This is a genomic window from Plantactinospora sp. CA-294935, assembly GCF_050936445.1.
In the GTDB taxonomy this organism is placed as follows: domain Bacteria; phylum Actinomycetota; class Actinomycetes; order Mycobacteriales; family Micromonosporaceae; genus Plantactinospora.
The window spans coordinates 6,547,093-6,559,744 of record NZ_JBNJMU010000001.1 but is presented as its reverse complement, the minus strand read 5'-3'; the positions used below and the strand labels follow the sequence as shown (position 1 = coordinate 6,559,744).

Here is a 12,652-nt window from a genome sequence, read left to right as displayed (position 1 = left end):
TCCGCCGCACGGGACGCCATCGGGACGAGCTGATCCGCCGCACGGGACGCCATCGGGACCAGGTGATCCGCCGCACGGGACGGACCCGCCCGGCCTGACGTGGGTGAACCCGGCCTGACGTACGTGCGGGTCACATGACGTAGGTGAGGCTGACCCAGAAGACGAGTGCGGAGGCGGCGAGCAGCCCGCCGAGGGTGGTCGCCATGAGGACCAACGCCGGGGCGATCCGGACCCGGACCCGCAGCAGCAGGTACACGCCGATGGCGGCGATGAAGGCGATCACCGCGAGGTAGATCACGAGCAGGAAGCTCGCGGCGACGACGGCAGCCGCACCCGCGGCGGCCACACCGGCCCGGCGTGGGCCGAGGTCGCGCAGGAAGACAGGGTAGGCGACACCGGCGGCGAAGACGGCGACAAAACCCACCACGGCCGGAAGGGCGAGCGTGGCGAGGTAGAGCATCAACAGGAAACTGGCGGTGATGCCGATCGTCACGGCTCCGGCGGCCCCGGCGGCGCGCCGTGGGCCGAGGTCGCGAAGAAGAACCAGGTAGGCGACGGCGCCAGCGCAGACAGCCGTGCCGCCGATGAGGATCGCGAGGGACGAGTCCACGTTCTTCCTTCGGGTCTGGGGACGAGCGGTCGTCGGACGCTGGGAATCGTACGAAACCTCCGCACCCCCGGAGGTCCCCCCGCCGTACGCCTGGCCGCTCGCCCGGCCCTCCGCACGCTCCCGTCCCGGATGCGGACGCCCGGTGCGGCGGGAGATCGCTCCGACGTCGACCGTCCCGTCCGGTGAGGTCGGTCGTTCCGGCGGCGAGGCACGGGCGAGGCGCCTGCCGGCATGGCAGGGTATCGCCGTGACATCGACCCTTCCGCCCGACGTCAGCGGCTACCTCGCCCGGGTGCTGGACCGGCTGCGCACCGTACTCGGGGACGCGCTGCTCGGCGTCTACCCGACCGGATCCCTGGCGCTCGACGGCTATTCGCCGGGGCGCAGCGACATCGACCTGATCGCCGTGGTCGAGCGCGCCGGTCCGGCGGTACTGGAGACGCTCGCCGCCGAGTTGTCCCACGACGTGCTGCCCTGCCCCGCCACCGGCCTGGAGTTCGTGCTGTACGAACGGTCGGCGGTGGCCGGCGCGGGTAACGGCGCGGGCTTCGCACTCAATCTCAACACCGGACGGGAACTGCCGCCGAAGGTCGGCTTCGGGGCGAGCGAGGACGAGGCGGTGTTCTGGTATCCCATCGACCGGTCGATCAGTAGCCAGCAGGGCGTCGCGCTGCTCGGTCCGCCACCCGCCACGTTGCTGGCGCCGGTGCCGTTCGACGCGCTGCTGCCGGTACTGGTCGAGTCGGTCGAGGCGCGCCTGCACACAGACCTCGATCTCGGCGACAACGCGGTACTCAACGGCTGCCGCTCGCTGCGGTACGCCAGCCAACGCCGGTGGTACGCGAAGCGGCCGGCGGCGCAGTGGGCGGCCGGCGCCGCGCCGGAGTTCGGTCCGCTGATCCACGCGGCACTGCACGGCTACGCCCGGGGCCGGACCGCCGACGACACAGTGGACGACGCGCAGGTGCACGCCTTCCTCACCTTCGTCCTCGACCGGCTCGGCCAGCACCGCCCCGCCGCGACCGCCGGTGGTCGACGCGGCGGATAGCAGGTCCCGACGGACGCCCGGCAGGCGGCGGCTGCCACCGGTCAGCACCGCCCGGAGCCACGGGCGGTGCGCGGCCATCCGGTTCCGGGCGGGTGCGGGCAGGGGTGTTCGCAGGTGGCGTCCTGGACTATGCGGACCGGATCGCGAGCACGGCCTGGACCAGCGCGGCGTGGGTCAGGGTCTGCGGATAGTTGCCGAGGTGGGCGCCGGTGGCCGGGTCCATCTCCTCGGCGTAGAGACCCAACGGGCTGGCCCGGTCAAGGAGTGCCTCGAACAGTTCGACCGCCTCGACCCGCCGTCCGGTGGCGGCGAGGGCCTGGGCCAGCCAGAACGAGCAGGGTAGGAAGGCGGCCTCCGCGCCGGGCAGGCCGTCGCGTCCGGGTGGGTAGCGGTAGAGCAGCGGGCCGCCCGCGTCCAGGTCGCTCCGGATGGCCTCGATGGTGCGCGCGACGCGGGCCGAGCCGGCGTCCTCGATGCCGAGCAGCGGCAGCACCAGCAGCGCCGCGTCGACTTCCCGGGAGCCGTAGCCTCGGACGAAGTTCGACCGCTCCGGGTCGACGCCGTGCGCCCGCACGTCGTCGGCGATCGCCTGTCGGGCGTCGCGCCAGCGTCGCCGCTGCCGCTCGGGAAGTGCATGGGTCTCGGCTATCCGCAGCGCCCGGTCCAGCGCGAGCCAACCCATCAGCTTGGAGTGCACCTGCTGCGTGGCGTGCCGCAGCTCCCAGATACCGGCGTCGGGTTCCCGCCACCGCCGGGCGACCACCTCGGCGAAGCCGCGTACGGTCCGCCAGGTTTCCGCGTCGAGGCGGTGTCCGGCCCGGGCGTACACCCAGACGGCGTCGACGACCCAGCCGTAGCCGTCGAGCTGGTGCTGACCGGCGGCACCGTTGCCGAGGCGTACCGGGGTGCTGCCGGCGTAGCCGGGCCAGCCGTCGAGCCGCCGCTCCCCCGGCACCCGCAGTCCGTCCAGGGTGAACAGAGCCGGTAGGCGCGGTCGCTGCAACCGGCTGGCCCGCAACAGCCAGGCGAGGAAGCCACGGGCCTGATCGGGCTTGCCGACGCCGAGAAAGGCGGCGATCGAGATGCTGGCGTCGCGGGGCCAGACGTAGCGGTAGTCCCAGTTCCGTACTCCGCCGGGCTGCTCCGGCAGCGAGGTGGTCGGCGCGGCGACCGGGGCATGCGACGGCGAGTACGTCAACAGCCGCAACGTGAGCAGGCTGCGCGCCACCGCGTCCCGGAACGGCAGTTCGGGGTCGACGTCGGCGATCCATGCCCGCCAGTGCGCCTCGTCGGCGCGCAGCAGTTCCCAGGCCGCCTCCGGATCGACGTACAGCAGTGGTTCCCGGTGCGCCATGACCAGTACGAAGGTGACCGGTCGGTCCGGGTGGACGGTCACCGGGACCGGTCGGCCGGGTTCGACGAGGGGCCCGGGAGCGCAGGTCAGTGACACCGCGAGCGAGCCCCATTCGCAGACGAGCAGCGACCGGCGGCGGCGTACCCGGGGCGGCCGGTGGTCGGCGCCGAGCCGGGGGTCGAACTCGACGACGGCCTCGGCCGGACCTCCGGCGACGTGGAGCCGTCGGACCAGGAGCATCGCCGGGAGCATCCGTCCGGCGACCTCGGCCACCATCCCCTCGGTGAGGGTGAGACGCCGGTCGCCGACCGCCCAGGTCGTCCGCAGGGTTGCCGCGTGCCGCCGGTACCGCCGCTCGACCACCTCGGCCGGTCGGGCCGGGCCGATCCGGAAGGTGCCCGCCGCCGGGCCGCCGACGAGCCGGCCGAACAGGGGCGCGCCGTCGAACCGGGGTACGCACATCCAGTCGATCGCGCCGGCGCTGGAGACCAGGGCCGCCGTACGGGTGTCCCCGAGCAGCCCGTAGTCCGCGATCGGTGGCAGCCCCGGGCCGGCGGCCGGTCCGCTGGTCATCGCGTCCCTCTCCGGCGCCCCGACCGGGACCCGTCAGCCCGGTGTGCCGGTCCGCCGTCAGCCCGGTGTGACAGCTCGCTGGCGGCGCGGTGTGCCGGCCGGCTGGCGACGCGGTGTGCCGGCCGGCTGGCGACGCGGTGTGCCGGCCGGCTGGCGGCGCGGTGTGCCGGCCGGCTGGCGACGCGGTGTGCCGGTCCGGCCGGAGTTCGGCTCACCGGGCCTGGAGGAGCAGGCCGAGGAGGGTCCCGTAGAGGACGTGCATGACCACCGTGACCAGCGGAGTCTGCATGCCGTAGTTGAGGGCCAGCAGGCCCGGCGGCTCCAGCACCGCCGTACTGGACAGGCCGGCCCGCGCCGATGCCATCCGGGGATGTACGCCCGGCAGCAGCGGCAGCAACACCGTCAGCGCGATGCCGACGTGCAGTACGCCGAGCAGCGCTCCGAGCCACCAGGTGGCCCGCCCGAGCAGGGCGAACGTCGCGGCGTAGCCGAGCGCGAATCCCTGACCGGCCAGGAGGTGGAGGAAGAACCCGGCGACCCGGGCCCGGTCCGGGTCCTCGGTGACCAGGCTGCCGAGGATCAGCGGCAGGTCGACCCGGGTGAGCCCGGCGAGCTGCGCCGTGATCATCGCCGCGGTCAGCGCGGCGGTGGCCACCACGCCGAACAGTGCCCATCCAGCCCAGTCCATCTCAGTCGGGATTCCCCGGCGCGGGCCCGCTCGCCGGGGCGCGTCCCGGATCGGCCACCGGCCCGCCTCCCGACTCCTGAGTGGGTCGCACGGCATCGGGCACGCCCGGCTCCGGCGCCACCACGATCCTGATGGTTCATCCGGATTTCCACCGTAAGCGCCATGGCCCTCCGACGCCGCGCGGCTCGCCGTACCGACAGCGAGCCGCGCTGCCCGATCAACGAGGAGCGGGTACTACCGGGAGGCTCCGGCGCGCCGCTTGGTCCAGACGTCGAAGGCCACCGCCGCGAGCAGTACCGCGCCCTTGACCAGCATCACCCGCTCGCTGGGCGCACCCATCAACGACATGCCGTTGTTGATGACGCCCATGATCAGACCGCCGGTGATCGCCCCGACCACCTTGCCGACGCCGCCCTGCACGGCCGCCCCGCCGATGAACGCCGCCGCGATGGCGTCGAGTTCGAAGGCGTTGCCGGCGGTCGGCCCGGCCTGGTTGAGCCGGCCGGCGAAGATGACCCCGGCAAGCGCGGCCAGTACGCCCATGTTGACGAAGATCCAGAAGATCACCGACTTGACCTTGACGCCGCTCAGGGTCGCGGCCTGGAGGTTGCCGCCGACGGCGTAGATCTGCCGGCCGAAGACGGCCCGGTTGGTCAGCAGCGAGTACGCCAGGATCAGCCCCGCGAGCAGGATCAGCACCCAGGGCAGGTTCTTGAACCGGGCCAGCTGCACGATCACCGTCATCACCACGACGCCGGCCAGGACGAGCTTGAGGACGAAGAGCGGCAGCGGCTCGACGCTCTGCTGGTAGCCGAGCCGGGCCACCCGGCTACGCCACTGCACCAGCGCGATGCCGGCCATCGCGGCGATCCCGACCAGCAGGCTGAACAGGTCCGCCCCGCCCAGCGGGCCGAGCCCCACGTTGCCCAGGTAGCCCTCGGTGAAGCCGTTGGCGAGAGTACGCACCGGGTCCGGGAACGGGCCGATGCCCTGGTTGCCGAGGACGGTCAGGGTGAGCGCCCGGAACAGCAGCATGCCGGCCAGGGTCACGATGAAGGCCGGGATGCCGAAGTAGGCGATCCAGAACCCCTGCCAGGCACCGATCAGCCCGCCGACGACAAGGGTGATCAGCAGGGCCAGCGGCCACGGTACGTCGTGTTCGACCATCAGTACCGCCGCGATCGCCCCGGTGACCGCCACCACCGAGCCGGCGGAGAGGTCGATGTGCCCGGCGATGATGATCAGGATCATGCCGATCGCCAGGATCAGCACGTACGAGTTCTGCACGACGATGTTGGAGATGTTCTGCGGCTGGAGCAGTGCCCCGTCGGTCAGCACCGAGAAGAGCAGCACGATCAGCGCGAAGGCGACGTAGATGCCGCTCTGCCGCAGGTTCACCGACAGCCGGCGGCCGGAGCCGCCGGCCGGGGCGGACGGTTCACCGAGACCGGGCCCGCTCACCGCGACGTCGGCGTTGGTGGGTGCGGTGGCGCTCATCGAGGTCTACTCCTGTCCGTTCGTCGGGTCGCCCGGCCGGCCGGCGGCCGCCGGACCCGGGTCGTCCGAGCTGGTGCGGGCGTCGCCGTGGTCGGCCTGGCCCTTGGTCATGTACCGCATCAGGTGCTCCTGGGTCGCCTCCGCGCGCGGCACCTCGGCGGTGACCCGGCCGGCGGAGAGGGTGTAGATGCGGTCGCAGAGGCCGAGCAGTTCGGGCAGCTCCGACGAGATGACCAGAACGGCCTTACCCTCGTCGGCGAGCCGGTTGATGATCGAGTAGATCTCGTACTTGGCGCCGACGTCGATGCCCCGGGTCGGCTCGTCGAGGATCAGCACGTCGGGATTGGTGAAGATCCACTTCGAGAGTACGACCTTCTGCTGGTTGCCGCCGCTGAGCTTGCCGGTCACGCTCAGCACGCTCGGCGCCTTGATGTTCATGCTGGTCCGGTATTCGTCGGCGACCTGGTATTCCCGGTGGTCGTCGACCCAGCCGCGCCGGGCCAGCCGGGTCAGGCCGGCGGCCGAGACGTTGCGCTTGATGTCCTCGATCAGGTTGAGGCCGTACCGCTTGCGGTCCTCGGTCGCGTACGCGATGCCGTGCCGGATCGCGTCCCGCACCGACCGTACGCTGATTTCCCGGCCGTCCTTGACCAGCCGGCCGGAGATGTTCGTCCCGTACGAGCGCCCGAAGACGCTCATCGCGAGTTCGGTACGGCCGGCGCCCATCAGCCCGGCCAGCCCGACGATCTCGCCGCGCCGCAGCGTCAGGTTGGCGTTCGAGACCACCACCCGGCCGTGCTGACTGGGGCTGTGCACCGTCCAGTCCTCGATCCGCAGCACCTCGCTGCCGATGCGCGGCTCGCGCGGCGGGAACCGGTGGTCGAGGTCCCGGCCGACCATCCCGGAGATGATCCGGTCCTCGGTCACCTGGTCGGACTCGGGGTCCAGGGTCTCGATCGTCCGGCCGTCCCGCAGGATGGTGATCCGGTCGGCGATCGCCGCGATCTCGTTCAGCTTGTGCGAGATGATCACGCAGGTGATGCCCTGGTCGCGCAGGCCGCGCAGCAGGTCGAGCAGGTGCGCCGAGTCCCGGTCGTTGAGCGCCGCGGTGGGCTCGTCGAGGATGAGCAACCGGACCCGCTTGGAGAGCGCCTTGGCGATCTCGACGAGCTGCTGCTTGCCGACGCCGATGTCGCTGACCTGGGTCACCGGGTTCTCGTGGAGTCCGACCCGGGCCAGCAGCTCGGCGGCCTCGTGGTTGGTCCGGTTCCAGTCGATCAGGCCACGGCTGGCCCGCTCGTTGCCGAGGAAGATGTTCTCGGCGATCGAGAGCTGTGGGCAGAGCGCCAACTCCTGGTGGATGATGACGATCCCGCGCCGCTCGCTGTCCCGGATGTCGGAGAACTCGCAGGGCTCGCCGTCGAAGGAGATCTCCCCGGAGTACGAGCCGTGCGGGTAGACCCCGGAGAGCACCTTCATCAGGGTGGACTTCCCGGCGCCGTTCTCGCCGCAGATCGCGTGGATCTCACCCCGGCGCACCGAGAGGCTGACCTGGTGCAGTGCCCGTACCCCGGGAAAGGTCTTGGTGATGTCCCGCATCCGCAGAATGTCGTCGGTCATGCCAACGGATCGCCTCCAGGGTCGGTGGGTGGGCCGGTGTCGCCGGTCGGGCCGGCATGGCGCGGCGGCCGCCTCGGGGATCGACCCGGGGCGACCGCCGCGACCGTACTACTGGAGCTGCTCCGGCTTGTAGTACCCGGTGTCGATCAGCGTGGCCTTGTAGTTGGCCTTGTTGACGATCACCGGGTCGAGCAGGAAGGAGGGCACGACCTTGTTGCCGTTGTCGTAGTCCTTCTCGTTGTTGACTTCGGGCTTGCTTCCCTTGAGCACCGCGTCGGCCATCTTGACCGCCACCTCGGCGAGCTGCCGGGTGTCCTTGTAGATGGTCGAGTACTGCTCACCGGCGATGATGGACTTCACCGAGGCGACCTCGGCGTCCTGCCCGGTCACGACCGGGTACGGCTGCCCGGCCGTGCCGTAGCCGTTGCTCTTCAGCGCCGACAGGATGCCGATCGACAGCCCGTCGTACGGCGAGAGCACCCCGTCGACCTTCGTGCCGCCACCGTACGTCTTGGTCAGCAGGTCCTCCATCCGGCGCTGCGCCGTGCCGGCGTCCCAGCGCAGGATGGCGACGGTCTTGAAGTCCTTCTGCCCGCTCTTGACCACCAGGGTGCCCTTGTCGATGTACGGCTGGAGCACCGACATCGCGCCGTTGAAGAAGAAGGTGGCGTTGTTGTCGTCCGGCGAGCCGGCGAACAGCTCGACGTTGAACGGTCCCTTGGCGGTGCCGTCGCTGCCGTCGGAGTTCTTGAGCTTCAACCCGACCAGCAGCGAGGTCGCCTGCTGCACCCCGACCTTGAAGTTGTCGAAGGTGGCGTAGTAGTCGACGTTCGGGCTGTTGCGGATCAGCCGGTCGTACGCGATGACCGGGATCTTGTTGTCCGCCGCGTTCTGCAACTGGGTGGTGATGGCGGTGCCGTCGATCGAGGCGATGATCAGCACCTTGGCGCCCTTGGTGATCTGGTTCTCGATCTGGTTCACCTGGGCCGGGATGTCGTTCTCGGCGTACTGGAGGTCGACGGTGTAACCGAGCTTCTCCAGGCCCGCCTTGACGTTGTTGCCGTCGTGGATCCACCGCTCGGAGGACTTCGTCGGCATGGTGACCCCGACGAGCGCCCCGGCGTTGTCGCCGGAGCCGGCCTCCTGGTCCACGGTCTTGGTACTCGATCCGCACGCGGTGAGCGCGGCGGCGAGCGTGGCGGCGCTGGCCACCGCCGCGAGCCGGACGAATTTCATCTGGTCCTCCATTTCCTGGTACGGCGTGCGGGTTTCCGGTCCGCCGCCGGCCCGGGTCACGGGACGGCCGGCGAGGTGGCGGGGCGGGCCCGCCCGGGCGATGCTGCCCCGGCGCGGGCCTAACGGGTCAGGGTCAGCCCCGGCCGGGCAGCCCCTGGGCGAGTCGGTGGTATGCCTGGTTCCAGCGCAGCCGGTCCCGGAAGTCCGCGGTCGTGGTCCGCTCGTCGATCAGCACCAGCTCGGTGTGCAACATGTCCGCGAAGTCGCGCAGCGTGGCCGCGCCCACCGCCTGGGTCAACACGGTGTGGTGCGGTCCCCCGGCGGTGAGCCACGACTCGGCGGAGGTGCTCAGCGACGGTGCCGGCTTCCACACCGCCCGGGCGACCGGGAGCCGGGGCATCGGCTCGTCCGGCGGCACCACCTCGATCTCGTTGGCGACGAGGCGGAACCGCTCGCCGAGGTCGGCCATCCCGATCACCACCCCGGGACCGGGAGTGGCGTCGAAGACGAGCCGGACCGGGTCCTCCCGGCCGCCGATGCCGAGCGGGTGGATCTCGCACGACGGGCGCCCACTCGCGATGCTGGGGCAGATCTCAAGCATATGCGCGCCGAGGATCTTCGGCTCGCCCGGTCCGAAGTGGTAGGTGTAGTCCTCCATGAACGAGGTGCCCCGGGCGGACCCGACGCCCATCGCCTTGACCGCGGCGAGCAGCGTCGAGGTCTTCCAGTCGCCCTCGCCGCCGAAGCCGTAGCCGTCGGCCATCAACCGCTGCACGGCGAGCCCGGGAAGTTGCCGCAGCCCGCCGAGGTCCTGGAAGTTCGTGGTGAACGCGCCGAAGCCGCCTTCGGCGAGGAACTGCCGCAGCCCGGCCTCGATCCGGGCCGCGTACCGCAGCGACTCGTGCCGGTCGCCGTCCTTGGCCAACTCGGGGGCGAGCCGGTAGGTGTCGGCGTACTCGCCGACCAGGCGCTCGACCTCCTGGTCGGCGACCCGGTCCACCACCTCGACCAGGTCGTTGACCCCGTAGGTGTTGACCGAGACGCCGAACCGCAGCTCCGCCTCCACCTTGTCGCCCTCGGTGACGGCGACGTCGCGCATGTTGTCGCCGAACCGCGCCAGCCGGAGGTTGCGCAGGTGCGCGAGGCCCAACGCGGCGCGGGCCCACTCGTCGATCCGGGCCACCACGGTCGGGTCGGAGGCGTGCCCGGCGACCGTCTTACGGGCCAGTCCGAGTCGGGTCTGGATGAACCCGAACTCGCGGTCGCCGTGCGCGGCCTGGTTGAGGTTCATGAAGTCCATGTCGATGGACTCCCAGGGCAGCGCCTCGTTGAGCTGGGTGTGCAGGTGCAGCAGCGGCTTGCGCAGCGCGTCCAGGCCGGTGATCCACATCTTTGCCGGCGAGAAGGTGTGCATCCAGGCGATCACGCCGAGGCAGCCGGGGTCGGCGTTCGCCTCCAGCAGGACAGCGCGGATCGCCGACGCCTCGGTCAGTACGGGTTTCCAGACGATGTCCGCGACGATCTGACCGGAGCCGGTGAGCGTGCGCAGAATCTGCTGCGACTGGGACGCGACCTGGTCGAGGGTCTCCGGACCGTACAGGTGCTGGCTCCCGGTGAGGAACCAGATCTGCGGATGCGTGGCCGGCGGCATGTCCACCTCTCCTACTTGGGGCATGGCTCCTGCCAGCCCCGACGGTCTGGTCGCGATCACGTCGCGAGCCGAGTGTTACCGCTAACATTGGAGCAGTCAAACCGTACACCGTAACGCTTCAGTAACGGGAGCGCGGTAATCCGCAGGTCGTGCGTTGAGGCGTCGAACGGTCGGTCCGGGACGTCGAACGGTCGGTGCCCGACCCGGACCCCGGGGTACCCCGGCCGTCCCGGTCGGTCTCCGGCCGATCAGCGCCGCTACTGCAGCAACGACCAAGCGGTCGACGGTCTCGCCGGGCACAGGTGCGCCGATTGCGGGGCACCCGACCCGTGTCTGCATGCCCGGGATGATGGCCGGCGCGCTCAGTCCGGGGGCGCCGCCGAGGCGGGCGGGAACGGTATCGAGGCGTCGTATTCGTGGTGCGCCACGACCTGGAACCCGTTGCGGAGCAGCAGGGCCGCCGTGACCCCCTGGCCGGCGACCCGGTTCCGCCGGAACGTCCCGTCGCTGATCTGCCGGCAGCCGCAGGACGGGCTGTAGTCCTGGAGTACCGCCCCGACCGCCCCGGATGCCTGGGCGATCCGCAGGGTCCGCCGGGCACCCGCCAGGTACGCCTCGGTCACGTCCTCGCCCCGGTGGGTCAGCACCCGGGCGCGGCCGTCCAGTACGTCGAATCCGTCCCCACCCACGATCTCGGCACGGTCGCGCGGGGTGGGCAGCCCGCCCATCACCTCCGGACAGACCAGCCGGACCCGGGCATCGGCGCCGGGCGCCACCTCCTCCTTCGCGGCGCCACCGTCGTACGCGCAGCAGGTCCCGGCCAGGCAGGCGCTCATCAGGAACAGTGGCCTGCCCTCCTGGGCGGAGGTGGTCGGGGTGTTGTCGGTACCACGCGTTGCGTCCATATCCGGTCCTCCGCGATTCGCCGGCAGATCGGCGCGGAACACGGCGCCTCCGGACAGAAGTCCGAAAGACGGCGCTACCGACAGAAGTCTAGGCGTCCGGCCGAAACTCGAACCGCCGCAGCGAACCGGGGCCGGACCGGGCGGCAGGCAGCGGGACCGGGCGGCAGGCAGCGGGACCGGGCGGCAGGCAGCGGGACCGGGCGGCAGGCAGCGGGACCGGGCGGGACCGGGCACGGGACGGGCGGGACCGGGCACGGGACGGGCGGGACCGGGCACGGGACGGGCGGGACCGGGCACGGGACGGGCGGGACCGGGCACGGGACGGGCGGAACCGGGCACGGGACGGGCGGAACCGGGCACGGGACGGGCGGAACCGGGCACGGGACGGGCGGCGCCGGGCACGGGACGGGCGGCGCCGGGCGGCAGGCAGCGGGACCGGGCACGGGACGGGCGGCGCCGGGCAGCACCGGGCGGGAGCAGGCGGCACCGACGGGACGCCGGAGGGCGAAGCGCGACGGGGGGCGGCGGGCGCACAAACGGGGCAGCTCGACAGTGCGCCACGGAGATGCCGCCCGGTCGGCCGGAGCCCGAATGGACCTCGGCGGCACCGGGTATCGGCAGGTGGACGGCCACCGAACGCGGAGCCGACCGCCGACGCGAGGAGACGCGAACATGACTGCCGCCACCCGGCCCATGCTGGCCACGTACCCAGGAGAGATCAACCTCGACCGCGACCTGCTGGCCAGGTCGATCGACGCGTTGCTCGCCTGCGCCCAGGCCTGCACCTCGTGCGCGGACGCCTGCCTGAGCGAGGCGGACGTCGCCCAGCTCGTCAAGTGCATCCGGACCGACCTGGACTGCGCCGACGTCTGCTCCACCACCGCGCGGGTGCTGTCCCGGCACACCGGCTACGACGCCAACCTCAGCCGCAGCCTGTTGGAGGCCTGCGCGACCGCCTGCCGGTCCTGTGCCGACGAGTGTGAGCGGCACGCCAAGATGCACGAGCACTGCCGGATCTGCGCCGAGGCCTGCCGGGTCGCCGAACGGGCCTCCCGGGAAGTGCTGGCGGCGATGAGCCGCTGAGCGGACCGCCGACCCGACGACGGTCAGCCGCCCTCGGGTCAGTCCGCGTCGCCGGTCAGCGGGCGGCCCGCTCGGCGGCGGCGTGCCACCAGCCCGGTGGAGACGGCCCGGTGACCGCCGAGGTCGGCTGGTCCGGATGCAACCCGAGCCGGCGCAGGGCCTCCGCCCGTACCCGGACGTCGTACCAGCCGCGCCACCGGCCGTCCGGTCCGGGGCCGCAGGCCAGCCCGCACCGGACGTCGTCGGAGTCGAAGGGCATCCAGTCGATGCCCCGGTCACGCAGTCAACCGCGCAGCGCGGCCGCCGGGTGCAGCCGACCGGTGTTCTCGAACGCCAGGACGCGGATCCAGTCTGGAGTCGGCGCGGTCATGCCGCTCAGTCTGCCCG

11 protein-coding genes are annotated in these 12,652 nt (G+C 71.8%); 2 read left to right on the top strand and 9 right to left on the bottom strand.

Annotated features, from left to right (window positions below):
- Nucleotides 1-130: 130 nt before the first annotated feature.
- Entirely contained in the window at nt 131-610 is a 480-nt protein-coding gene (locus ACQEVC_RS28825) for a hypothetical protein (protein ID WP_432883576.1), read from the bottom strand.
- 247 nt (nt 611-857) lie between these two features.
- On the opposite strand from ACQEVC_RS28825, the gene ACQEVC_RS28820 reads away from it, so the two are divergent.
- Nucleotides 858-1,658, top strand: a complete 801-nt coding sequence (locus tag ACQEVC_RS28820; protein WP_432883573.1) for an aminoglycoside adenylyltransferase domain-containing protein — start codon at nt 858-860, stop codon at nt 1,656-1,658.
- Nucleotides 1,659-1,785: 127 nt separating this feature from the next.
- Here the strand turns inward: ACQEVC_RS28820 and ACQEVC_RS28815 are convergent, their stop codons facing one another.
- The 7 genes from ACQEVC_RS28815 to ACQEVC_RS28785 form a co-directional block, all read right to left on the bottom strand.
- Nucleotides 1,786-3,585: a glycoside hydrolase family 15 protein gene (locus tag ACQEVC_RS28815; RefSeq protein WP_432883571.1), complete on the bottom strand. Its 1,800-nt coding sequence runs from the start codon at nt 3,583-3,585 to the stop codon at nt 1,786-1,788.
- A 211-nt stretch (nt 3,586-3,796) separates the two neighbouring features.
- Entirely contained in the window at nt 3,797-4,273 is a 477-nt protein-coding gene (locus ACQEVC_RS28810) for a hypothetical protein (RefSeq protein ID WP_432883569.1), read from the bottom strand.
- Nucleotides 4,274-4,507: 234 nt separating this feature from the next.
- Entirely contained in the window at nt 4,508-5,770 is a 1,263-nt protein-coding gene (gene mmsB / locus ACQEVC_RS28805) for a multiple monosaccharide ABC transporter permease (RefSeq protein WP_432883566.1), read from the bottom strand.
- 6 nt (nt 5,771-5,776) lie between these two features.
- Nucleotides 5,777-7,390, bottom strand: a complete 1,614-nt coding sequence (gene mmsA / locus ACQEVC_RS28800; protein ID WP_432883563.1) for a multiple monosaccharide ABC transporter ATP-binding protein — start codon at nt 7,388-7,390, stop codon at nt 5,777-5,779.
- 108 nt (nt 7,391-7,498) lie between these two features.
- Nucleotides 7,499-8,626: a multiple monosaccharide ABC transporter substrate-binding protein gene (gene chvE / locus ACQEVC_RS28795; protein ID WP_432883560.1), complete on the bottom strand. Its 1,128-nt coding sequence runs from the start codon at nt 8,624-8,626 to the stop codon at nt 7,499-7,501.
- A gap of 133 nt (nt 8,627-8,759) precedes the next feature.
- Complete coding sequence (gene araA, locus ACQEVC_RS28790) at nt 8,760-10,301, bottom strand: L-arabinose isomerase (RefSeq protein WP_432883557.1); 1,542 nt, start codon at nt 10,299-10,301, stop codon at nt 8,760-8,762.
- Nucleotides 10,302-10,639: 338 nt separating this feature from the next.
- On the bottom strand, nt 10,640-11,182 hold the full coding sequence (locus ACQEVC_RS28785) for a DUF523 domain-containing protein (RefSeq protein WP_432883554.1): 543 nt from the start codon (nt 11,180-11,182) through the stop codon (nt 10,640-10,642).
- Nucleotides 11,183-11,854: 672 nt separating this feature from the next.
- On the opposite strand from ACQEVC_RS28785, the gene ACQEVC_RS28780 reads away from it, so the two are divergent.
- The gene (locus tag ACQEVC_RS28780; protein ID WP_432883552.1) at nt 11,855-12,265 is read left to right on the top strand and encodes a four-helix bundle copper-binding protein; all 411 of its coding nucleotides are present in this window, start codon (nt 11,855-11,857) and stop codon (nt 12,263-12,265) included.
- 55 nt (nt 12,266-12,320) lie between these two features.
- Here ACQEVC_RS28780 and ACQEVC_RS28775 read toward each other — a convergent pair whose 3' ends face one another.
- Nucleotides 12,321-12,524, bottom strand: a complete 204-nt coding sequence (locus ACQEVC_RS28775) for a hypothetical protein (RefSeq protein ID WP_432883550.1) — start codon at nt 12,522-12,524, stop codon at nt 12,321-12,323.
- Nucleotides 12,525-12,652: the final 128 nt, after the last annotated feature.